Raw genomic sequence first — 21,179 nt, 5'->3', positions numbered from 1 at the left:
TGAACTCTCGTGAACAACTGGGCTATCGTCGCCGCCGCCGCAGTGCTGGCGGCCACCATCGCGACCATCGCATTCGTGCGATACCGGCAGAATGAGACCGCGGTACTCAAACGCGACGCCGAACTCGCCGCGTCGCTGCGCGAGCTGGCGGGCACCGACGCCGTCCGGCTCGCCGCGGTAGAAGAGTTCGAGACAGCGGTTTACGAGCGGCTGTTCTTCAGCCGAGCGATCGGTCCGCGCATTCGATCGGCCGTCTGGGCCCTGCTCGGGGGCGTCCTCGCGGCGTCCGCGGTGCTGCTCCTGGATGGGATCGACAGTGCTGTGGGCGTCGTGGCCTGGGCCGCCGCGATCGTCTTCGCCATCGGATTCACCCTCGCCGCGGTGGTGTACGCCGCTGTGGCGGGATACTCGGCGCTGACCACCCCGCGGGTGTCCTTCGCGGACTCGTACGAGTCCGACGAGGAATGACGCCGGCTCGCACCACCACGGGCCGCGCTCGTCTGTTCTACATCACAGTCGTCACGCTGGCGGTCGCCGCACTGGTGACGGCATCGGCGATTCCCGTGGTCGGAGACCCCGCGGCCGTGGCGTTTGCGAGAGGGTCGATCCGCGTCGTCGACGACGCCGGTGCGCCCGGATCCGTCCTCGTGAGTCGCGAACTGTTCGCCTCGTCGCCGACCGCGGTCGTGGTCGCTCCGACGGCACGAGAGTCGGAGCGCCGCGCCGCGGCGGAGGCCGCGCGCGTCAATGGCGTGCCGGTCTTCGCGGTCGATGACACGAATTCCCGCACTGTCGCAGCGGAATTGGAGCGACTCGGTGTCGAGCGCGCGGTCCGGGTCGGCCGCGTCCCGGCACTGCCGGTTCCGGTCACCGACGACGTCCGGTTGCTCGCCGGCGGTGCCGCGACGCGCGGTGAGGGCACCGTGGTGCTGCTTTCGGCGGCCGGCGACGACGCGATCGCGACCGCCGAGGCGGCACACGCGGAGGTCGCGGCCGTGCCGTCGCCCGATCCGAGAAGCTCCGGGCGCGCAGTGAACCTCGTCAAGGCGCGGCCCGGGGCGCCGATCCTCGCGGTGGGATCGGGATTCGGCGACCCCCGGCTCCTGGCGCGCCGCGTCGAACTCGCGCGGAGCCTCCCGGAACTCCCCGGCGGCGGACAGTTGATGTTCCCGGGGCGCCGCGTCGTCGCGCTCTACGGATCGCCCGGTGCGCCCGAACTGGGGCCTCTGGGCAGGCAGAGCATCAGTGCGTCCATCCGGCGCGCCAAAGCCGTCGCAGCGCAGTACGACCGCCTCTCGCCCGTCCCGGTGGTCCCGGGCTTCGAGATCATCGTGACCGTCGCGTCCGCCGATCCCGGCCCGGGCGGCAACTACACCTCGGCGCTCGACGTGGCGGCGGTGCGGCCGTGGGTCGACGCCGCGCGCAAGGCCGGCGTCTACGTCACCCTCGACCTGCAACCGGGCCGGATGGACTTTCTCGACCAGGCCAAGATGTATCGGGAACTGCTGCTGCAGCCGCACGTCGGCCTGGCCCTCGACCCGGAGTGGCGGCTGAAGCCGAATCAAGTCCACCTGCAGCAGATCGGGTCCGTCTCGCCCGCGGAGGTGAACCGGGTCTCGACCTGGCTCGCCGACCTGGTCAAGAGTCGGAATCTGCCGCAGAAGGCCTTTGTCCTGCACCAGTTCGACGCCGACATGCTGGGTGACAGATCGAAGATCGACACCTCGCGCACCGAACTCGCGTTCCTCGTTCACGCCGACGGCCACGGTGTGCCGAACGTCAAGATGCAGACGTGGAACCGGATTGTCGCGGGCCTGCCTCCCCGGACGTGGCTCGGGTGGAAGAATTTCTACACGGAGGACAAGCCCATGTTCTCTCCACGCCGGACCATGAACGTCGACCCCGTTCCCTGGTTCGTCTCCTATCAATAGAGAGAAGGGAACCGGCCAATGGCTTTGCCCGTCGACCAACTGGCTGCGGTGCCGGAGGCCGCGACCCGCAGGGACTCGCTCGAGATCATCCTCGAACAGGACCGTACGCGGCTGCAGGAACTGACCCCGGTGCGACATCAGCGGATGTCGGCCACGCCGTTCACGTTTTATCGCGGTGCGGCGGCGGTGATGGCCTCCGACCTCGCGGCGACTCCCAGCACCGGCATCGTGACCCAGTTGTGCGGAGACGCGCATCTGAGCAACTTCGGCTTGTTCCGCTCACCGGAACGCGCGATGGTCTTCGACCTCAACGATTTCGACGAGACGCACCCCGGCCCGTTCGAGTGGGACGTGAAGCGCCTCGCGGCCAGCATGGTCATCGCGTCGCAGGCGAACGGCTTCGACGAGACGACGGGCCGCAGCATGGCGCGCCTCGCGGCCAAGGCGTACCGGAAGACGATGATCGCCAGCGAGGCCAAGCCCGCCCTCGAATGCTGGTATGCGCGGGTCGACGCCGACGAGGTGGTCGCCGATCTCGGTGACCGCTTCGACACCGCCGCGTCGAAGCGGACGCAGAAGGCGCTCCGGAAGGCGCGGCACCGGGACAGCGCGCAGGCGCTCGAGAAGCTCTGCTACGTCGATCTCGCGGGGGCGCACATCAAGAGCGATCCGCCGCTGCTGGTGCCGGCGTCCGAGGTCGCGCCGTCGATGTCGAAGGTCCAACTCGACGACTACTTCGGTGAGGCCTTCGCACGCTACGCGCGCACCCTGCCCGCGCACGTCGCCGAGTTGTTCTCGCAGTACTCCTTCATCGAGGCGGCGCGAAAGGTCGTCGGCGTCGGCAGCGTCGGCACCCGGTGCTGGATCGCGCTCTTCGGCGGGGCGCGGGGGACCGATCCGCTCTTTCTTCAATTCAAGGAGGCATCCGAATCGGTCCTCGCGCCGTTCGTGCCGGGCTGCGAGTACACCAATCAGGGACAGCGTGTCGTGTTCGGTCAGCAACTGTTGCAGGCGTCGAGCGACATCTTCCTCGGATGGGTCCGTGCGGCCGGCGCGGAGGCGACGGTCGACACCGACTTCTACGTGCGCCAGCTGCGCGACGGCAAGGGGTCGGTGGTCGTGGAGTCGCTGCTTCCGGCCGGGATGGAGTACTACGGGGCGCTGTGCGGCGAGGTGCTGGCGCAGGCGCACGCGCGTACCGCATCCCGCCACGAGATCGCGGCATACCTGGCCGACGCGGGAAAGGCCTTCGACGCGGCGATCGCCGACTTCTCGGTGGAGTACAGCCGCATCAACATCGGTGACCACGGACGCCTCGATGCCGCGGTCGCCGACGGGTCGGTCAGCTCCGGTGCCCTCGAAAACCCGTCCTGACCTGACGATTTAGTAGTTCGGCCGAGCTCGTTGTACGCTATTGCAGGTCATACACGGGGTATGGCGCAGCTTGGTAGCGCGCTTCGTTCGGGACGAAGAGGTCGTGGGTTCGAATCCCGCTACCCCGACGCTTTGGTTGAGAAGCAGTAGAGGCCCCCGGCCTGCAGAGATGCGAGCCGGGGGCTTCCTCGTATCGTGCGTGTCCGTTCTGCTCAGGTGTCAGATCGTCGTTGAGACCCGGCCTTGCGGTAGAGGTCAGGCTTCCGCGAGCTTACTGCTCAAGCAGATCGTGCCGACCCCGACGCTCGATACCGCGGCGTAACTGTTCCATCGGAGTTCTCTCGGTCAGTGATCGTGCTACGGCCGCCTTCTGGGCGGATTCGGGCTGACGGCGGGCACCCAGCCAGTTCATCAGCGATGGGACAGGCACCCACCCGAGTCGTTCAGAAGGAGGACTCCGGTCGCAGTTCACGCACCCAGTCTTGTGTTGAACTCGTGAGCCTGATTCACTTGAAAAAGTCCGCTGCTAACTGATGCAAGCGGACGCCGCCCCGTTCGGCGGTTGCTCTGGGGAGGGTAGTGAACCGGACGGGTGCGATGACGCGGTCCGTCCCGCTCCTGTCTAAGGGGAGGGAGCCGGACGGACCGCCCTCGAATAGCCGGTCTCGTGCGCGGGGAACTGCGCCGCGACCTCAAGCCTCGATCGGTAACTCGCGGATCACTCGCGCGGGATTGCCCGCGGCGAATACATGGTCGGGGAGATCGCGAGTGACGACGCTCCCGGCTCCCATCTGACGCGGCATCACCCAGCTGCCCTCGCCGAGGCCGCCCAGCAATTCACGCAGCAGTGCGTCGCGCACGCCGTCCTCGTCGGCGGCGGTCGCGTTGAATCGGTCCAGCAGCCGCGCGCAGGCCTTGCGCAACCCGACCAATTCGGGATCGGCGTCGCGGTACAACTCGCCGGTCAGCATCCGTTCCCGGTCGGTGGTCATGCCGTCTCGGTCAGCTGAACTGGTCTGCGAGCTGGGGCAACGACTGCTGAACGCTGTCGACGTCGCCGCCGTTCGACACCGCGGTCAGCGTCAGCAGCGACGCCTCCGGGCGGCAGCAGAACCGGGCGGGCGCGTACGGCGAGGTACCGAGGCCCGCGCTGACGTGCAGCTTCATCGTCGAACCCCAGTTGGAGACGCCCTTGACCCGCGAACGATCGAGATGGCAGTTGGTCACCAGCGCGCCGTAACCGGGCAGGCACAGCTGACCGCCGTGCGTGTGGCCCGCCAGCACGAGGTCGTACCCGTCGTCGGCGAAGGAGTCGAGCACGCGGGGCTCCGGTGAATGCGTCAGCCCCAGCCGCAGTTGCGCGAGCGGGTTGGGTCGCCCGGCGATCGCCTCGTAGCGGTCGCGTTCGATGTGCGGGTCGTCGACGCCGGCCGCGACGATGCGCACCGAGCCGACCTCGAGTTCGCGCACCGTGTGCGTGGCGTCGAGCCAGCCGCGTTCGGTGAAGGCCGCGCGCAGATCCTGCCACGGCAGCGGCTCGCCGTGCGTGCGTGTGTGGTTCTTCTTGAAGTACTTGAACGGGTTCTTCGGTTTCGGGCCGAAGTAATCGTTGGAGCCGAAGACGAACAGGCCGGGGCGCGCGAGCAGCCCGCCCAGTGCCTGCACCACAGCGGGGACCGCGCTGGGATGGGCGAGGTTGTCGCCCGTGTTGACCACCAGGTCGGGCTCGAGTCGCTCCAGCTCGGAGATCCATGCCTGCTTGAGATGCTGGTTCGGCATCATGTGGATGTCGCTGATGTGCAGCACGCGCAAGGGCGACGATCCCGGCTCCAGCACCGGCAGCGTCGCGTGACGCAGGGTGAATGCGTTGCGCTCGATCACCGTCGAATACACGAGACCGGCGGCGGCCGCACCGGCGGCACCGGCCACGACGCGGGTGAGAGCTGAGGCGTCACGTGTGGTGCGCGAGGGCGCACCGAATCCGGGAACCGAGACCATGGACTTCAGGATACGCGCCGAAGACGCCCGCCGACCCCGCGCTGCGCCGTCAGCCGCCGGGCACCTCGATGACCACCGGACCCACTCCCGGCACCTGCACCGTCTTCTCCGCCGGTTTGTCTGACGTGCCGTCGCCGGAGGTCTTGCCGCGGCCGTTGCTCACGTACATCGCGATGGTGCTTCCCGGCATCGCGCTGTCGGAAGGAGCGGTGAAGACGACGGTGCCCTTGGGGCGAGTGCTGTCGACTTCGAGTTCGGTGACCTTGAAACCGGCCTCCTGCAAGCGCGAGGTGGCCTGGCTGGCGGGCAGTCCGCTCACTTGCGGGATGCGTCCGCGGTCACTGCCCGCGACGTACTGCGGATCCACGGGAGGCAGCGCGACCGGACCGAACTTGGTCGCGATCGGTCCGATCGCCGAGAACCACGTCCGTGCCGGCTCGAAGCCGCCGTATAGATTTCCGTCGCCGCACTGGCGCAGCGGCGAGGTGCAGATGCCCGCCGGGTGCGAACCGTCGTTGTAGGTGTAGACGGCGGCGGCGAGGCGGTTGGTGAATCCGAGGAAGGCCGCCGAGCGGTGCGCCTCGGTGGTGCCGGTCTTGCCCGACAGCGGCAGGTTCCAGCCCGCCGCCGAAGCCGCGGCCGCCGACGTGCCGCCGCCCTTGTCGTCCTCGCTCATCGCGTTCGCGAGCGTGTCGGCCAGCCCGGACTCGACGACCTGTTCGCACTTGGGCGGGTTGAACGGGACGTTGACCATCGCGCGCTGTCCGTTCTGGTCGAGCACCGCGTTGCCGTACTGATCGCGCTTGACCTGCTGGATCGACGCGATCGGGTTCGGCGGACACCACGTGCCTCCGGAGGCGAGGGTCGCTGCGACATTGGAGAGTTCGAGCGCGTTCACCGCGAACGGGCCGAGCGTGAACGAGCCGAAATTGCCCTTCTTCACATACTCGGCGAGGCTCTGATCGCCAACACCCGAGGTACCGGGCTCGTTGTACGAGCGCAGTCCGAGCCGCACCGCCATGTCGACCGCGGGCTTCACCCCGACCTGCTGAAGCAGCTGGACGAAGGTGGTGTTCGGCGACGTGGCGAGGGCCTGCGTCACCGACGCCGACGGCGGATACGCGCCGGCGTTCTTGACGCAGTACGCGTTCACCGGACAACCGAACGCACCGTTGCTGTCGCCCATGCCGTACACCGCGACGCTCGACGGGATCGGCAGCACGCTGCCCGTGCCCAACCCCTTCTCCATCGCCGCGGCCGTGGTGAACAGCTTGAAGATCGAGCCGGCGCCGTCGCCGACGAGAGAGAAGGGCTGCGGTTGAACTGTCTCATCGCGTTTGGCGTCGAGGCCGTAATTGCGGCTCGAGGCCATCGCCAGCACGTCGTGAGAGTCCTTGCCGGGAGCGACGATGCTCATCACGGTCGCGATGCCGTCGGTGTCCGGAGCGGTGTGCTGCTGCGCGGACCGCACCGCATCGGCCTGGACCTCGGGATTCAGGGTGGTTCGGATGAGGTAACCGCCCCGCATCACCTGTGCGCGCGGGATGCCGTTGTCGGCCAGGTACTGCAGGACATAGTCGCAGAAGAAGCCGTTGTTGTGCGCGGAGATGCATCCCTGCACGGGGGTCTTCGGCGCGGGCACCACGCCGAGCGGCTTCTTCTTCGCCGCCTCAAGTTCGGCGCGACGTTCGGGGAAGTTCTCGATCATGGTGTCGAGCACGGTGTTCCGCCGCGCCATGGTGGCCTGCGGATCGGTGTACGGGTTCAGCCCGGAGCTCGACTGGACCATGCCGGCGAGCATGGCCGCCTGTTCCACCGTCAGCTCCTTCGCGGAGTGACCGAAGTACGTCTGGGCCGCGGCCTCCACACCGTAGGCGTTGTTGCCGAACGGTACGACGTTCAGGTAGCGGGTCACGATCTGCTTCTTCGCGTCCTGCTTCGCGGCGGCGTCGTCGAGTCCCTTCTCCCGCTTGGCCTGATCGGTGAGCGTCTGCTCCAGAGTCAGGGCCATCCGCACCTCCCGCAGTTTGCGCGCGGGTGTCGTCTCCGTGGCCGCTTCGCGCTCGGCCTCGGTCCGGGCCAGAACCAGCAGTTGGTAGTTCTTGATGTACTGCTGATCGAGCGTCGAGGCACCCTGTTGCACCTCACCCGACGACGAGTTCTTCAGGGCCGCACGGATGGTGCCCTTCCAGTCGACGCCGTCGTGTTCGAGGAAACGCCGGTCCTCGATCGAGATGATCGCCCGGATCATGTCCTGCGAGATGTCGTTGTATCCGACCTGGTAGCGGTACTGGTCGTAGAGGAGCGCAATCGGTGTGCCGTTCGCGTCGGTCACCGTGGTGACTTCGGGGACGGTTCCGCCCAGCAGCTCGGACGACGAGTTCTCCATCGTGGCGGCTGCCCGGTTCGAGAGCACGCCCATTCCGGTGGCGACGGGGAACAGGAGTCCGGCCACGAGGACCGCGGCCATCACGACGGCGACGGCCAGGCCTGCGAGGTTCGAAGTCTTGCGCACGATGGCCAGGATACGTGTGATTCGCCGCGGGGCGCCGTATCCACCTGCGCGGATGTCGGCCCGACCTGCGTCGAACTCAGGACCATAGCCCACCGACTTGCGTTGCATCGGCCGCCTCAATAGATTGGAAACGTGAGTTACCTAACAAAGAAACTCATTGGTAGGTACGAATCACAGCAGGATCTTATGCATGCGCTCAACCAGGGGCATGTCGATGGGTTTGTGAAAGGCGGGATTGCGCAATGACTCTGGCGCCGTTGACCACCGTTGACTCAGAGGCTCGACTGGCTTGGGTTTCCCAGGCGCGTTGTCGTGGAGGTGACCCGGACGATCTGTTCGTCCGCGGAGCTGCTCAGAGGAAGGCTGCGACCATCTGCAGACACTGTCCGGTGCAACTCGAGTGCGGTGCGGATGCGCTCGACAATCGCGTCGAGTTCGGCGTCTGGGGCGGAATGACCGAGCGGCAGCGTCGCGCGCTGCTCCGTCAGCATCCCGAAGTGACGTCGTGGGCGGCGTTCTTCGAAGCGCAGCGCCGACGACAGCGTCTCGGCGCAGTTCCCGACCAGAACTGAACGACGAGGAGCCCGGCACGCGCCGGGCTCCTCGGCGTCTGGGGCTGTGCGGTCCTTCGGTCAGCCGCGGCTGGTGATCTGTTCGGCGACTGCGCGCAGGGCCGACATGTCGGCCACCTCGAAGGGCAGCGCCGGCACACCCACCAGCGGAACGCTCGGGTGCGACGAGGTGAACCGCTGAAGCAGGCGCACCTCGCGCTTGGCGGTGGCGGCGCGCTCGGTGTGCACTTTCAGCACGCCGCGCGTCAGTTCATCGTCCATGCCGGTCATCGCGGTCTCGGCCGCAGCGGCCGTCATGGAGGTGAGCGTCGGGTGGGTCCGGTTCACGATCAGGCCGGTGAGCGGCATCGAGTCCTTCGACAGCCGTTCGACGAAGAACGAGGCCTCGCGCAGCGCATCGGGCTCGGGGGCGGCCACCACGACGAACTCGGTTCCGGGCTGCTTGAGCAGTTCGTAGGTGCGGTTGGCGCGCTCTTGGAATCCGCCGAACATCGAGTCGAGGGACTGTACGAAGGTCGCCACATCGCGCAGGATCTCCCCGCCGACGATCGTGGAGATGCCTCGCATCGCCAGGCTCATCGCCCCGGTCAGCACGCGGCCGACGCCGCGACCGCCGCCGACGAGCATGCGCATCAGTCGACCGGACAGGAACGAGCCGAGGCGCTGGGGGGCGTCCAGGAAGTCGAGCGCATTCCGGGAGGGCGGCGTGTCGACGATGATCAGATCCCACCGCTGCTCGTCGAGGAGTCGGCTCAGCTTCTCCATCGCCATGTACTCCTGCGTGCCCGAGAACGACGACGCCACTGTCTGATAGAAGCTGTTGTTCATGATCGACTCGGCGCGCTCCGGCGTCGAGTGTTCGATCACCATGTCGTCGAAGGTGCGCCGCATGTCGAGCATCATCGCGTCGAGACTGCCCGCGCCGTCGAGCCTGTCGAGGGGAACCGGCTGCGGTTCGTTGGTCAGCTCCGACATTCCCAGCGACTGGGCGAGGCGACGTGCCGGATCGATCGTCAGAACCGCCACTCTGCGGCCGCGCTCGGCGGCGTGCAGGGCCATCGCCGCGGCGGTCGTCGTCTTGCCGACGCCGCCCGACCCACAGCACACCACGACGCGGGTTCCAGGGTCGGCCAGCACCGCGCCCATCTTCAGGTCGGGCATTACGCTCCAGCCTCCTTGAGCACGGCGGACAGTTCGTACAGGGCGCCGAGGTCGACACCGTTCTCCACGGTCGGCAGTTCCACCTGCGCGGCGTCGACGTCGTCGAGTTCGGCGCGCGCGATCTGCTGCGCCTGAAGCCGTGCCGCGTAGTCGATGGTCTCGGTCAGCAGACCGGCCAGATCGTCGTCGGACAGGTGGACGCCGGCCTCCGCCAGGCTCTTCTCGATCCGTGCCGAGTCGATGCGGCCTTCGGCGATGGCGTCCGCCTCGGCCTCGGGAAGATAGGACGGGTTGACGCGATTGACGACGATGGCGCCGATGTTGAGGTTCTTGGCACGCAGTTCGGCGACTGCCTCGATGGTCTCCTGCACCGGCATGGCTTCCAGGAGGGTGCATAGGTGTATCGCGGTCTCCGGCGAATGCAGCAGTGCCGCAACACCTTCGGACTGATTCCGAATGGGGCCGCTCTTCGCCAGATCGCGCATCGCGGTGGTCACGTCGAGGAAGTTGCCGATTCGGCCGGTCGGGGGTGAGTCGACGACGATCGCGTCGTAGGTCCGCGCGCCGTTCTTGTCCGTGGCGATGACGCGTTCCTTGATCTTGCCGGTCACCAGGACGTCCTTGAGTCCGGGGGCGACGGTCGTGACGAAGTCGATCGCGCCGACCTTCTTGATCGCCCGCCCGGCGAAGCCGAGGTTGTAGAACATCTCCAGATACTCCAGCAGGGCGTGCTCGATCTGAAGTGCGAGCGCCCACACCGAGCCACCGCCGTCCATCCCGACCAGTTGAGTGTCGGTGGGCGGAAGCGGGGGGACGTCGAAGAGCTGGGCGATGGCCTGCCGTTCTTCGCACTCGACGAGCAGGACCTTCTTACCCTCGGAGGCGAGGGTGAGTGCCAGCGCTGAGGCCACCGTCGTCTTTCCGGTGCCGCCCTTGCCGGACACGAAATGCAGACGCGCGCTCGCCGCCTGCGCCGGCCACGCCCCGGGACCGTCCTTGCGAACTTCGTTGACCACGCCGATCACCTTATCGACCGTGTCTACTGTGACCGCGGTTAACCGTTAAGGTTGGCACCATGAGTGAAGTCACCGCCTGGGAATACGTCACCGTTCCGCTGCTCACGCATGCGACCAAGCAGATCCTCGACCAGTGGGGCTCGGACGGCTGGGAACTGGTGAGCGTTCTGCCCGGTCCCACCGGAGAACAGCACGTCGCATACCTCAAGCGTCCGAAGGCCTGACCGATGAGCGGGCAGTGGTCGAAGCGCTTGGCGGAACTCGGAATCGATCTTCCGACGGTGGTCGCACCGGTCGGCAGTTACACCCCCGCACTCCGCGTCGGCGATCTCGTGTACACCTCGGGACAGATCCCGGTGGCCGACGGTCAGGTGAGGGTCACGGGGAAGGTGTCCGAGGGCGCGGAAGGCATCGTCACGCCGGAACAGGCGAACGCGGCGGCTCGGCTCTGCGCGCTCAACGCGCTCGCGGCCGTGCACGCCGAAGTCGGCATCGACTCGATCGTCCGGGTGGTCAAGGTGGTCGGATTCGTCGCCTCGGCACCCGGATTCACCGGTCAGCCCGGCGTGATCAATGGAGCGTCGGACCTGCTGGGTGAGATCTTCGGCGAGGCCGGCGTCCACGCGCGGTCGGCCGTCGGGGTCGCCGAACTCCCCCTGGGCGTGCCCGTCGAGGTGGAAATCGTCGTCCAGGTGAAATGACCCGACCGGGGAGCGGTGCCCGGAGGCTGCGGACCAGCGTGCGTCCCGAGGAACAGGAAGCGGTGATCCTGGCGGCGGCGCGCCGCGAGTTCGCGGAGGTCGGAGTGCGGCGGGCCGGCATGGACGCCGTGGCGCGCGCCGCGGGCGTCTCGCGCAGCACGCTGTACCGGCGTTTCCCGAACAAGGACGCATTGCTCGCGAAGGTCGGCGAGGCGATCGCGCTCGCGACCATGCGGCATCTCGCCGCAGCCGTCCGCGGCCTGCCGCCGCGCGAGGCGGTGGTCGAGGCCTTCGTCGAATGCACGCGGATCGTCGACGAGGATCCGCTCGTGCGCCGACTGCTGCTGGACGAGCCGGACGTCGCCGACGTTCTGGTGAGCCAGACTTCCCGTACCGCCGGAGAGTTCCTGGAAGCCTCCGGCGCCGCGGTCGCGGGCACGCTGCGTCGTGCGGGCGCGACCATGCCCGACGACGATCTTCTGCTGGTGTCGGAGCATTTCGTACGCGTCGCGCTGTCGCTCACGCAGATCCGGACCTCGCGTCTGGACATCGCGGACGTCGAGACCGTCCGGGCCTACGCCACGAAGTTCCTGGCACCGGTGGTGTGGTGACGCGGCGGTCGCTCGGTAGGCTCGGTGAATGCCCCTTCATGCCGACGCTTCCGCCGACGACAAGCCGGTCCATCCCGCATACGGCGTAGTGCGTGAGGTGACGCCGTTCGCCTCCGTGCTGCTGTGTCACAATCCCGGCTCGTTCGAGCTCGACGGCACCAACACCTGGATCCTGCGAGCGCCGGGTTCGTCGACCGCGGTGGTCGTGGATCCGGGACCGACCAAGCACGGCAAACACGTGCGGGCTGTCGCGGCCGCGGCCGGGGAGGTCGAACTCGTCCTCATCAGCCATCGCCATCACGATCACGTCGGTGCATGCAAGAGGATGCGCAAACTCGCGGGCGCACCGCAGCGGGCCTACTCAGACGAGTACTCGGTGGGCGCCCCGCGGTTGCGGGACCGTGAAGTCATCGAGGCGGCGGGCGTGACCATCACGGTGATGCACACCCCGGGACATACGGCCGACTCCACGAGCTTCCTCGTCGAGTGGGAGGGGCAGCGTGCGATCCTGACCGCCGACACCATTCTCGGTTTCGGCACCACCGTGCTCGATCCGTCGGACGGTTCGCTGAAGGACTACTTCAACTCGCTCAATCGGCTGCTGGTGGAGGCCTCCGACGCGGTCGTGCTGCCCGGACACGGCCCCGACCATCCGGAGCTGGAACCCATTGCGCGCTACTACAAGTCGCATCGCGAGGAACGTCTCGCGCAGATCGTCGCCGCACTCGACGAACTCGGTGTCTCACCGGAGAAGGCCAAGCCGATGAAGGTGGTCCGGAAGGTCTACTCCGACGTCGATCAGAAGCTCTGGCCGGCCGCGAAGATGTCGGTGAAGACTCAATTGGAGTATCTCCGCACGCTGTGAGCGCGTGCGGCGGAGATCAGGACTGACAAACAGGTCCGAGGGCGAAATGCCCTCGGACCTGTTTGTCGGTACTGATTGTTGCGCTTGCTCAGCGTGCGCGGCGCGCGAGGCGCTCGGAGTCCGCGATCAGGACACTCTTGCCCTCGAGTCGCAGCCATCCGCGCTGTGCGAAGTCGGCGAGCGCCTTGTTGACGGTCTCGCGCGAGGCGCCGACGAGCTGGGCGATCTCTTCCTGCGTGAGGTCGTGCGTGACGCGCAGTGCGCCGCCCTCCTGCGTGCCGAAGCGCTGCGCCAACTGCAAGAGCTGCTTGGCGACGCGACCCGGGACGTCGGTGAAGATCAGGTCGGCGAGGTTGTTGTTGGTGCGGCGCAGGCGACGTGCCAGCACGCGGAGCAACTGCTCGGCGATCTCCGGACGGTCCTTGATCCACTTGCGCAGCGCGTCGCGGTCCATGGTGACCGCGCGGACCTCGGTGACGGTGGTCGCCGACGAGGTGCGGGGGCCGGGGTCGAAGATCGACAGCTCACCGAACATGTCCGACGGACCCATGATGGTCAGCAGGTTCTCGCGACCGTCCGGCGAGCGGCGGCCGAGCTTCACCTTGCCGGACAGGATGATGTAAAGACGGTCGCCGGGTTCGCCCTCGTGGAAGATGACATGACCGCGCGGAAACTCGACCGGCTGAAGTTCCTTCGCGAGAGCTGCGACGGCGGTGGGTTCGACACCCTGGAAAATGCCGGCCCGTGCTAGTACTTCTTCCACCTAAAGAACCTCTCTCAAATGCTTTTGCCGCGTCCAGTGATAAAGACTACGTGAAAGATCATAGATGTTGGATTGATCACTGTTCGCATTAGTAGGCAACTAGCGCGCGTCGTACCTGCGGCTCGGGCCGCCTGCACGCTCACCGGACTTCAGGACGCGCGACTGGATTCCGGTTCGTCTGTTTCCGCGATCGGCTTGCTGCGCCGGCTCCGGAGCTCGTCGAGTGCGGCGGGCAGCCCGTCTTTCGCGAGGTTGCTCACGTCGGTCTCATCCGCGGCTTCCAGGAACTCCTCGACGTGGGCCGGGCCCACCGACAGTCGGTCGAGTCCCGCCTGCACCCTCTCCATCGCGAGTGCGAAGAGCATCAGCACAGCGGGGAAGAGAAGTCCGGCCAGTCCTTGCATGAGGAACAGTAAACACCGGGGCCGTGGGGGTGCCGCAAACCCAGACGGCTCTCGTCACCGAGTTGTGACCTGCGGTTACCCGGGCCGGCGAGGTCAGCCGACCGCGCGGCCGGGGGCACGGCGGCTAACCTGGTCTGTTGTGAGTAGACGCAAGGAAGAGACCAGGCTGGGCCTGGTCCGGCGGGCGCGGCGGATGAACCGAGCGCTGGAGGCGGCCTTCCCGCACGTCTACTGCGAACTGGATTTCACAACGCCGCTGGAACTGTCGGTCGCGACGATCCTGTCGGCACAGTGCACCGACGTGCGCGTGAACCAGGTGACGCCCGCGCTCTTCGCCAGGTACCCGGACGCGCGCGCATATGCCGAGGCCGACCGGACCGAGTTGGAGGAGATGATTCGGTCCACCGGCTTCTATCGGAACAAGGCCAATTCGATCATCGGCCTGGGGCAGGCGCTGGTCTCACGGTTCGGTGGCGAGGTGCCGGCGAATCTCAAGGATCTGGTGAGCCTTCCCGGCTTCGGGCGCAAGACGGCCAACGTCGTCCTGGGCAACGCCTTCGGCGTGCCGGGGATCACCGTCGACACGCATTTCGGCCGGCTGGTCCGGCGCTGGGACTGGACTCGGGAGACCGACCCGGTGAAGGTGGAGCACGCGGTGGGCGCGCTGTTCGAGAAGCGCGACTGGACCGACCTGTCGCATCGCATCATCTTCCACGGTCGGCGCGTCTGCCATGCCCGCAAACCGGCGTGCGGTGTCTGCGTGCTCGCCAAGGACTGTCCCTCCTACGGTGAGGGGCCCACTGACAAGGGCGTGGCGGCGGCACTGGTGAAGGGGCCGGAGACCGAGCATCTGCTCGCCTTGGCCGGAGTCGAGCAGTCGGGAGCGGCTCAGTGAAGATCCTGAAGGAGCCCGCGGCCCGGGCCACGCTGGCGTTCGTCATCGTCGCGGTCGCGCTGATCGTGGCGCTCTGGCCCCGTGGCGGGCCCGATGACACCGCGGACGGCGGCGGGACGACGGCGGCGACCTCCACCTCTGGTGTGACCGATCAGCAGGTGTCCGAGGACGAGCTGAGCAAGGAGCGCGCGGCGGCCGCACTGCAGCCCTGTCCCGACGGCACGGGGCCGGCCGGCCCGCATTCCGTCCTGGCCGGTGTCACGGTTCCGTGCATGGCCACCGGCGCACCCGTGGACCTCGGCGTGACCACGGCGGGAAAGCCTCTGGTCATCAACATGTGGGCGGTGTGGTGTCTGCCCTGCCGTCGTGAGCTGCCGATCTTCGACCAGTTCTCCACGGACGCGGGCGAGAGCCTGAACGTGCTCGCCGTTCACGCAAGCCAGGGCGGCGACAAACCGTACTTCGTCCTGAAATTCCTGCAGGAGGTCGGGGTGCATCTTCCGGTGGTCACCGATCCGAACGGTGCGGTCGCCAAGGCGATCGGGGCGCCCCGGGTGTTCCCGTCGACCGTTCTGATCCGGTCGGACGGCACCGTGGCCGATGTGCTGCCGCGAGTGTTCGATTCGGAGGCGCAGCTCGCACAGGTGGTCCGTGAGAAGCTGGGTGTCGACGTAGGGGGAGCGCAGTGAGCGGAGTTCCGGTGGGGCCGCTCGTGTCCCGGGACCAGATCCCGCCGTGGCTGCGCCCGGTGACCGACGACCCCGAGGTCGTCAACGAGAAGGTGCTCAGCCGAGGCGGCGGTCGGGCACGGCTCGTCGCGGGCCTGCGCGGGCACCGTGCCGCGGCCGTTCTGGTGCTCTTCGCCGGGTCGTTCGCCGCCGACCCGCTGGCGGCCGGAGGACTGCCCGCCGACGCGGACGTGCTGCTCACCGAGCGCGCCGCCACCCTGCGGACGCACAGCGGACAGATCGCCTTTCCGGGCGGCAGCCGCGATCCCGGCGACGACTATCCCGTCGGCACCGCGCTGCGAGAGGCGCGGGAGGAGACCGGACTCACCGACGACGGCGTCAAAGTGCTGGCGAATCTGCCCGCCTTCCCGGTGCCGACCGGTTTCGAAGTGCACCCGGTGCTCGCACACTGGGAACGCCCCAGCCACGTGTACGCCGTCGACCACGGTGAGACGGCGAGGGTCACCAGGGTGAACCTGCGCGAACTCCTCGCACCGGAGAACCGCTTCCAGGTGAGCCGGTCGCTCGTGGGAACCACCGTGTACAAGGGCCCGGCATTTCTCTACGACGGCATGCTGGTCTGGGGATTCACAGGTGGACTGCTGGCGGCGATCAGCGAAGCCGCGGGCTGGGATGTCCCGTGGGACACCGACGACGTGCGCCCACTGGAGCAGATGATCGCCGAGACCGGCGGTCGGCAGGTGTCGGGGTTCTCCGACCCCCGGGACGGCGGCCTCGCCGCCGACGTGAACGGAGATCGATGAGCGGATCGGTGTGGGTCGACCTGGTGATCCTCGTCGTCGCCCTGCTGGCGGCGCTGAGCGGATACCGCCAGGGTGCGGCAGCGTCCGCACTGGCCTTCTTCGGCGTGGTCCTGGGTGCGGTCGCGGGAATTCTGCTGGCTCCCGTCGTCATCGAACGCTTCGACGACGCCCGGCTGAGGCTGTTGATCGGCGTGGTGCTGATCGTCGTGTTCGTCATCATCGGCGAAGTCGCGGGCATGGTCCTCGGCGGTGCGGTGCGCAGCAGTATCCACTCCCCGGGACTGCGGCGCGTGGACAGCTGGATCGGTTCGGTGCTGCAGGTGATCGCCATCGTGATCGCTGCGTGGCTGCTCGCCTTCCCTCTGCGGAGTACGGACGAATTCCGTCTCTCGTCGGCGATCGACGGCTCGAAGGTGATTCAGACGGTCGACAAGGTGGCCCCGCAGTGGGTGCGCGACCTGCCCGACGAGTTCACCGGTCTGGTCGACAGTTCCGGGCTCAAGGAGGTGATCGGGCCGTTCGGGCAGACGCGCGTGGCGAACGTCGGTCCGCCCGACGCGGCTCTGGTCGACCAGCCCGCGGTGCGCTCGGCGAAGCGGAGCGTCGTCAAGATCAGCGGTGTGGCTCGCAGTTGCGGCCAGGCGCTGGAGGGCAGTGGATTCGTGGTCTCGCCCGAGCGCGTGATGACCAACGCGCACGTCGTGGCGGGTACCGACACCGTGAGCGTTCAGACGTCGGCGGGCGGCGATTACGAGGCCACCGTCGTCTGGTTCAACCCGCGCAACGACGTCGCGGTCCTGGACGTGCCGGGACTGCGCGCGCCGGCCCTCGAGTTCGCCTCCGGGCAGGCGCAGACGGGCGACGACGCCATCGCTCTCGGCTACCCCGAGAACGGGCCCTTCACGGTCACGCCGCTGCGCGTGCGGAATGTGGTGGAGCTCAACGGGCCGGACATCTATCAGAGCCCGCGCCAGGTGCAGCGCCAGGTGTACACGGTGCGCGGCAACATCCGTTCGGGCAACTCCGGCGGTCCGATGATCTCCACCGACGGCAAAGTCCTCGGCGTGGTCTTCGGCGCCGCTGAGGACCCGACAGAGGACACCGGCTTCGTCCTCACCGCGGAACAGGTTCAGCGCGATCTCGCGGCTTCGGAGCAGAGCGATTCCGAAGCGGCGACGCAGCAATGCGTCTCGGGCTGATCCGGGATCGATCGGACTCTCGAGCGGCGGCGTTCGTCACCGGCCGAGGAGCTGCAGCAGCAGCGCGTTGAACTCCTCGGGTGCTTCCTGGTGTGCGAAGTGCCCGGTGTCGGGAATGATCCGGTAGTCCATGTCGGCTGCCCAGTGGCGGCTCTGGACCATCACCGAGTCGAGGATGTACTCGTCGTCGTGGCCGCGGACGGCGAGGATGGGGATCGGCAGCCGCTTGTCCATGAGATCCATGAAACGCCGGCCGTCGTTGCGGAACTGCGATCGGAACGCCCACCGCCGGTACTCCAGGCTGCAGTGGGCCACGCCGGGGATCTGAATGGCGAGCCGGTTGCGGGCGATCGTCTCGGCGAAGTCGGGGCTCTGCTGCCAAGCCGGTCCGGAGCGTTCCCGGAAGTACTCCTCGATGAAGGCTCCGTCCGCCCGGGTGAGGCGACGCTCGCCCAGGCGAGGCAGCTGGTTGTGCAGGAACAGCGGGAGAAACGCCGACCGCTCCTCGGAGTTGAACAGGACGCCGCGCTTGAGCGCGCGCGGATGTGGCGACGACAGCACCGCCACCCGTTCGACGACCGCGGGATGCAGTGTGGCCGTGGCCCAGCAGACGAGCCCGCCGTCGGCGTGACCCACCAGCGTGGCGCTCGTGTGGCCGAGTGCGCGCACGAGTGCGTTGGTGTCGCCGGCCAGCGTCCACCCGTCGTATCCGCGGGGCGGCTTGTCGGAGTCGCCGTAGCCGCGCAGGTCGACGGCGACGGCGCGGTAGCCGGCCTCGGTCAGTGCTTCGAGCTGGTGCCGCCACGACCACCAGACTTCGCCGAAGCCGTGCAGCAGCAGCACCAACGGACGGTCGGCCACGAACCGCTGCGTCTCCACGGCATGAAAGCGCAGACCGTTGGCGCGGACGTCGAAGTGCCGCCACGGTCCATCGAAGCGGACCAGGGTCGGGTCCGGAGGAGTGCTCGTCAATCTGGCGGTGATGGATCAGTTGCGCATCGGGTCGCGCGCAGGCGGGATCTGCGGGTGCGCCATACCGCCGGTCGACTCGTGGTGACCGGGGATCACGGTCGCCAGCTCGTTGACCGATTCGATCGTCTTCTCCGGCGCTCGAAGCCGTTTCAGGAACACGTACCCAGCGACTATCAGGGCGATCGAGACCACCAGGAGCACCAGGAAGACGATGCCGAACGCAGCCCAGGTCGGCAGCCAGATGTCGAGCAGGAAGCCGAGGAACACGAAGAAGAACAGGCTCGCGTACAGCAGCAGCACGGCCGCCACGATCATCAGTCCACCGCCGGCGCCGGCCTTCTTGGCCTCGCGGACCAGCTCGGACTTGGCCAGCGCGATCTCGGCGCGGAACAGGGTGGAGGCGCTCGCGGCGGCGTCCTTGACCAGATTGCCGATCGTCGGTTCGCCGCTCGGTCCGAGGTTCGCGTCCGACATGGGGATCGACGGAACGCGGGGAGCGTTGCTCGGTTCACTCGGCCAGGTGTCGGAATTTCCGCTCACGAATACTCCCTTGAAGATCGTTGGTCGGTCTCATGTTGCCATGTCGGGTCGTACCGCGAAACGACACCGCCGACCCGGGCAGGTCGGCGGTGTCGATGCGGACGGTCCGGCGATCAGCTCTTGCGCGACCGGATGGCTTCGAATACGGACGGATCGACGAGGGTGGAGGTGTCGCCCAACTCGCGGCCCTCGGCGACGTCCTTGAGCAGGCGCCGCATGATCTTGCCCGACCGCGTCTTGGGAAGCTCCGGGACGATGTTGATCTCCCGGGGCTTCGCGATCGGCGAGATGTCGACCGACACCTGTTCGCGGAGTTCGGCGATCAGCGAATCGCCGGAGGCGTCGGCGCCCTCCATGAGGATGACGAATGCGACGATGCCCTGACCGGTGGTCTCGTCCGCGGCGCCGATGACGGCGGCCTCGGCCACGGCTGAGTGCGCCACCAGCGCCGATTCCACTTCGGACGTGGAGATGCGGTGCCCCGACACGTTCATGACGTCGTCCACTCGGCCCAGGACCCACAGTGCGTGGTCTTCGTCGTACCGCGCGCCGTCGCCGGCGAAGTACCAGCCCTGCTCGGCGAAGCGCGACCAGTAGGTCTCCTTGAACCGCTCGTCGTCGCCCCAGATGCCGCGCAGCATCCCCGGCCACGGACGGTCGAGAACGAGGTAGCCCTGCTCGCCGTCGGGCACCGGATTGCCGTTGTCGTCCACCACATTGGCGCTGATTCCGGGCAGGGGGCGCATGGCCGATCCCGGCTTGGTCGCGGTGACGCCGGGGAGCGGGGAGATCATGATGCCGCCGGTCTCGGTCTGCCACCAGGTGTCGACGATCGGGCAGCGGCTGCCCCCGATGACCTCGTGATACCAGCGCCAGGCCTCGGGGTTGATCGGCTCGCCGACGCTGCCGAGGAGGCGCAGCGACGAGAGGTCGTGCGCATCGGGGATCTCGCGTCCCCACTTCATGAAAGTGCGGATGAGAGTCGGCGCGATGTAATAGATCGTCACGCCGTACTTCTCGATCACCTGGAAGTGCCGGTGCTCGTTGGGAGTGTTCGGCGTGCCCTCGTAGATCACCTCGGTGGCGCCGTTGGAGAGCGGTCCGTAGACGAGGTAGGTGTGTCCGGTGACCCAGCCGATGTCGGCGCCGCACCAGAAGACGTCGCGGCCCTCCTTGTGGTCGAAGACGTTGTGGAAGGTGTAATTGGCCTGCGTGAGGTAGCCGCCCGACGAGTGGACGATGCCCTTGGGCTTGCCGGTGGTGCCGGAGGTGTAGAGCAGGAAGAGGGGGTGCTCGGCGTCGAAGGCCTCGGGCTCGTGATGGGGTGACGACTCGCCGACCGTGTCGTCCCACCAGACGTCGCGGCCCTCCACCCAGTTCAGGTTCGGGTCGTGGTTGGTGCGCCGCACCACCAGCACCTTCTCGACCGACTTCGCGGCGTCGTCGCCGGTGCCGAGGGCCTCGTCGACGGCTTCCTTGAGCGGTGCCGGCTTGCCGCGTCGGTACTGGCCGTCGGTGGTGATGACGACCTTGGCCTCGGCATCGTCTACTCGCGACCGGAGGGCGGTGGCGGAGAAGCCCGCGAAGACCACCGAGTGGGTCAGGCCGAGCCGGGCGCAGGCGAGCATCGAGACGACGGCCTCGGGAACCATCGGCATGTAGATGGCGACGCGGTCGCCTGCCTGCAGCCCGATGGACGCCAGATAGTTCGCGGCGCGTGAGACCTCGTCCTTGAGCTGGCTGTAGGTGATGTCGCGCGAGTCCCCGGGCTCGCCGACCCAGTGGATGGCGACGCGATCACCCTTGCCCGCGGCGACATGACGGTCGACGCAGTTGTAGGCGACGTTCAGCCTGCCGCCGACGAACCACTTGGCGAACGGGGCGTTGGACCAGTCCAGGACCTCGCCGAATGGAGTGTCCCAGTCGAGGCGGCGTGCCTGCTGCGCCCAGAACTCGAGCGGATCGGCCTCGGCGCGGTCGTACAGCTGGGCCGTCGCATTCGCGTCGGCAGCGAATTCGGGAGACGGCGGGTAGACCTGATTTGCGCTCGAAGACATCGTCGTTTGCCTTTCCTCTGTTCGTTCATCGACTCCGGCCACACGGTGAGACCGGAACGGGTCTGCAGGGCGAAGAGACTTCCATTGTGAGGGTAATCACTACCGTCTGACAG

Annotated in this window: 22 protein-coding genes and 1 tRNA gene; 13 read left to right on the top strand and 10 right to left on the bottom strand. The window is 67.6% G+C overall.

From position 1 onward, the window contains the following. The first annotated feature begins 9 nt into the window (after positions 1-9). The 4 genes from P5P27_RS17875 to P5P27_RS17860 all read left to right on the top strand — a co-directional run bounded on the left by P5P27_RS17875 (position 10) and on the right by P5P27_RS17860 (position 3,433). Positions 10-468 carry a hypothetical protein gene (locus tag P5P27_RS17875; RefSeq protein ID WP_045537280.1) on the top strand — a complete coding sequence of 153 codons (459 nt, stop codon included), beginning with the start codon at positions 10-12 and terminating at the stop codon, positions 466-468. Continuing rightward, positions 465-1,931: a hypothetical protein gene (locus P5P27_RS17870; protein WP_006897379.1), complete on the top strand. Its 1,467-nt coding sequence runs from the start codon at positions 465-467 to the stop codon at positions 1,929-1,931. The genes P5P27_RS17875 and P5P27_RS17870 overlap by 4 nt, the downstream gene beginning before the upstream one ends. A gap of 18 nt (positions 1,932-1,949) precedes the next feature. Beyond that, entirely contained in the window at positions 1,950-3,305 is a 1,356-nt protein-coding gene (locus P5P27_RS17865) for a DUF2252 domain-containing protein (RefSeq protein ID WP_045537282.1), read from the top strand. Between the two features lie 54 nt (positions 3,306-3,359). Then, positions 3,360-3,433 (top strand) — tRNA-Pro (locus tag P5P27_RS17860). Between the two features lie 564 nt (positions 3,434-3,997). Here the strand turns inward: P5P27_RS17860 and P5P27_RS17855 are convergent. Genes P5P27_RS17855 through P5P27_RS17845 form a run of 3 tightly spaced genes read right to left on the bottom strand, consistent with a single transcriptional unit; the run spans position 3,998 to position 7,773 of the window. Then, positions 3,998-4,297 (bottom strand): maltose acetyltransferase domain-containing protein, encoded by a 300-nt coding sequence (locus tag P5P27_RS17855; protein WP_222110846.1) that lies wholly within the window; start codon positions 4,295-4,297, stop codon positions 3,998-4,000. A gap of 10 nt (positions 4,298-4,307) precedes the next feature. Then, a complete protein-coding gene (locus P5P27_RS17850) occupies positions 4,308-5,303 on the bottom strand; it encodes a metallophosphoesterase (RefSeq protein WP_006897376.1) in 996 nt (331 codons plus the stop codon). 49 nt (positions 5,304-5,352) lie between these two features. Further along, complete coding sequence (locus tag P5P27_RS17845; protein WP_278127466.1) at positions 5,353-7,773, bottom strand: penicillin-binding protein; 2,421 nt, start codon at positions 7,771-7,773, stop codon at positions 5,353-5,355. A 287-nt stretch (positions 7,774-8,060) separates the two neighbouring features. Here P5P27_RS17845 and P5P27_RS17840 point away from each other — a divergent pair, with 287 nt between their 5' ends. Continuing rightward, positions 8,061-8,390, top strand: coding sequence for a WhiB family transcriptional regulator (locus P5P27_RS17840; RefSeq protein ID WP_006897374.1), 330 nt, complete (start codon positions 8,061-8,063; stop codon positions 8,388-8,390). 60 nt (positions 8,391-8,450) lie between these two features. Here P5P27_RS17840 and bagB read toward each other — a convergent pair whose 3' ends face one another. Both bagB and bagA read right to left on the bottom strand, forming a co-directional pair. Next, positions 8,451-9,551: an ArsA family ATPase gene (bagB, locus tag P5P27_RS17835; protein ID WP_006897373.1), complete on the bottom strand. Its 1,101-nt coding sequence runs from the start codon at positions 9,549-9,551 to the stop codon at positions 8,451-8,453. After that, positions 9,551-10,576 carry an ATPase BagA gene (bagA, locus tag P5P27_RS17830; protein ID WP_006897372.1) on the bottom strand — a complete coding sequence of 342 codons (1,026 nt, stop codon included), beginning with the start codon at positions 10,574-10,576 and terminating at the stop codon, positions 9,551-9,553. Before bagA ends, bagB begins: the two co-directional genes overlap by 1 nt. A 50-nt stretch (positions 10,577-10,626) precedes the next feature. Between bagA and sp36 the strand changes: the two genes are divergently transcribed. The 4 genes from sp36 to P5P27_RS17810 are packed head-to-tail and all read left to right on the top strand — an operon-like array spanning position 10,627 to position 12,744. Then, a complete protein-coding gene (sp36, locus tag P5P27_RS17825) occupies positions 10,627-10,791 on the top strand; it encodes a Sp36 family protein (RefSeq protein WP_006897371.1) in 165 nt (54 codons plus the stop codon). Positions 10,792-10,794: 3 nt separating this feature from the next. Beyond that, entirely contained in the window at positions 10,795-11,268 is a 474-nt protein-coding gene (locus P5P27_RS17820; RefSeq protein WP_062366390.1) for a RidA family protein, read from the top strand. Then, positions 11,265-11,879: a TetR/AcrR family transcriptional regulator gene (locus P5P27_RS17815; RefSeq protein WP_006897369.1), complete on the top strand. Its 615-nt coding sequence runs from the start codon at positions 11,265-11,267 to the stop codon at positions 11,877-11,879. The genes P5P27_RS17820 and P5P27_RS17815 overlap by 4 nt, the downstream gene beginning before the upstream one ends. 28 nt (positions 11,880-11,907) lie before the next feature. Further along, positions 11,908-12,744 carry an MBL fold metallo-hydrolase gene (locus tag P5P27_RS17810; protein WP_006897368.1) on the top strand — a complete coding sequence of 279 codons (837 nt, stop codon included), beginning with the start codon at positions 11,908-11,910 and terminating at the stop codon, positions 12,742-12,744. Positions 12,745-12,832: 88 nt separating this feature from the next. On the opposite strand, the gene P5P27_RS17805 is transcribed toward P5P27_RS17810, so the two are convergent. Both P5P27_RS17805 and P5P27_RS17800 read right to left on the bottom strand, forming a co-directional pair. Further along, on the bottom strand, positions 12,833-13,507 hold the full coding sequence (locus tag P5P27_RS17805; RefSeq protein ID WP_006897367.1) for a Crp/Fnr family transcriptional regulator: 675 nt from the start codon (positions 13,505-13,507) through the stop codon (positions 12,833-12,835). A gap of 149 nt (positions 13,508-13,656) precedes the next feature. Beyond that, positions 13,657-13,911, bottom strand: coding sequence for a hypothetical protein (locus P5P27_RS17800; protein ID WP_006897366.1), 255 nt, complete (start codon positions 13,909-13,911; stop codon positions 13,657-13,659). 193 nt (positions 13,912-14,104) lie between these two features. Here P5P27_RS17800 and nth point away from each other — a divergent pair, with 193 nt between their 5' ends. The 4 genes from nth to P5P27_RS17780 are packed head-to-tail and all read left to right on the top strand — an operon-like array spanning position 14,105 to position 17,497. Continuing rightward, positions 14,105-14,806, top strand: a complete 702-nt coding sequence (nth, locus tag P5P27_RS17795) for an endonuclease III (RefSeq protein WP_278127465.1) — start codon at positions 14,105-14,107, stop codon at positions 14,804-14,806. Continuing rightward, positions 14,803-15,495: a TlpA family protein disulfide reductase gene (locus tag P5P27_RS17790; protein WP_278125334.1), complete on the top strand. Its 693-nt coding sequence runs from the start codon at positions 14,803-14,805 to the stop codon at positions 15,493-15,495. The genes nth and P5P27_RS17790 overlap by 4 nt, the downstream gene beginning before the upstream one ends. Continuing rightward, positions 15,492-16,298, top strand: a complete 807-nt coding sequence (locus P5P27_RS17785) for an NUDIX hydrolase (protein WP_039867779.1) — start codon at positions 15,492-15,494, stop codon at positions 16,296-16,298. The genes P5P27_RS17790 and P5P27_RS17785 overlap by 4 nt, the downstream gene beginning before the upstream one ends. Beyond that, positions 16,295-17,497, top strand: coding sequence for a MarP family serine protease (locus tag P5P27_RS17780; protein WP_006897362.1), 1,203 nt, complete (start codon positions 16,295-16,297; stop codon positions 17,495-17,497). Before P5P27_RS17785 ends, P5P27_RS17780 begins: the two co-directional genes overlap by 4 nt. A gap of 36 nt (positions 17,498-17,533) precedes the next feature. Here the strand turns inward: P5P27_RS17780 and P5P27_RS17775 are convergent, their stop codons facing one another. The 3 genes from P5P27_RS17775 to acs all read right to left on the bottom strand — a co-directional run bounded on the left by P5P27_RS17775 (position 17,534) and on the right by acs (position 21,066). Further along, positions 17,534-18,469, bottom strand: a complete 936-nt coding sequence (locus P5P27_RS17775; RefSeq protein ID WP_278125332.1) for an alpha/beta fold hydrolase — start codon at positions 18,467-18,469, stop codon at positions 17,534-17,536. Between the two features lie 15 nt (positions 18,470-18,484). Next, on the bottom strand, positions 18,485-19,009 hold the full coding sequence (locus tag P5P27_RS17770) for a phage holin family protein (protein WP_006897360.1): 525 nt from the start codon (positions 19,007-19,009) through the stop codon (positions 18,485-18,487). 113 nt (positions 19,010-19,122) lie between these two features. Continuing rightward, positions 19,123-21,066, bottom strand: coding sequence for an acetate--CoA ligase (gene acs / locus P5P27_RS17765; RefSeq protein WP_006897359.1), 1,944 nt, complete (start codon positions 21,064-21,066; stop codon positions 19,123-19,125). Positions 21,067-21,179 lie beyond the last annotated feature (113 nt).

This window comes from Gordonia sihwensis, assembly GCF_029632925.1.
Taxonomy (GTDB): domain Bacteria; phylum Actinomycetota; class Actinomycetes; order Mycobacteriales; family Mycobacteriaceae; genus Gordonia; species Gordonia sihwensis.
This window is presented reverse-complemented; position numbering and strand designations above follow the sequence as displayed.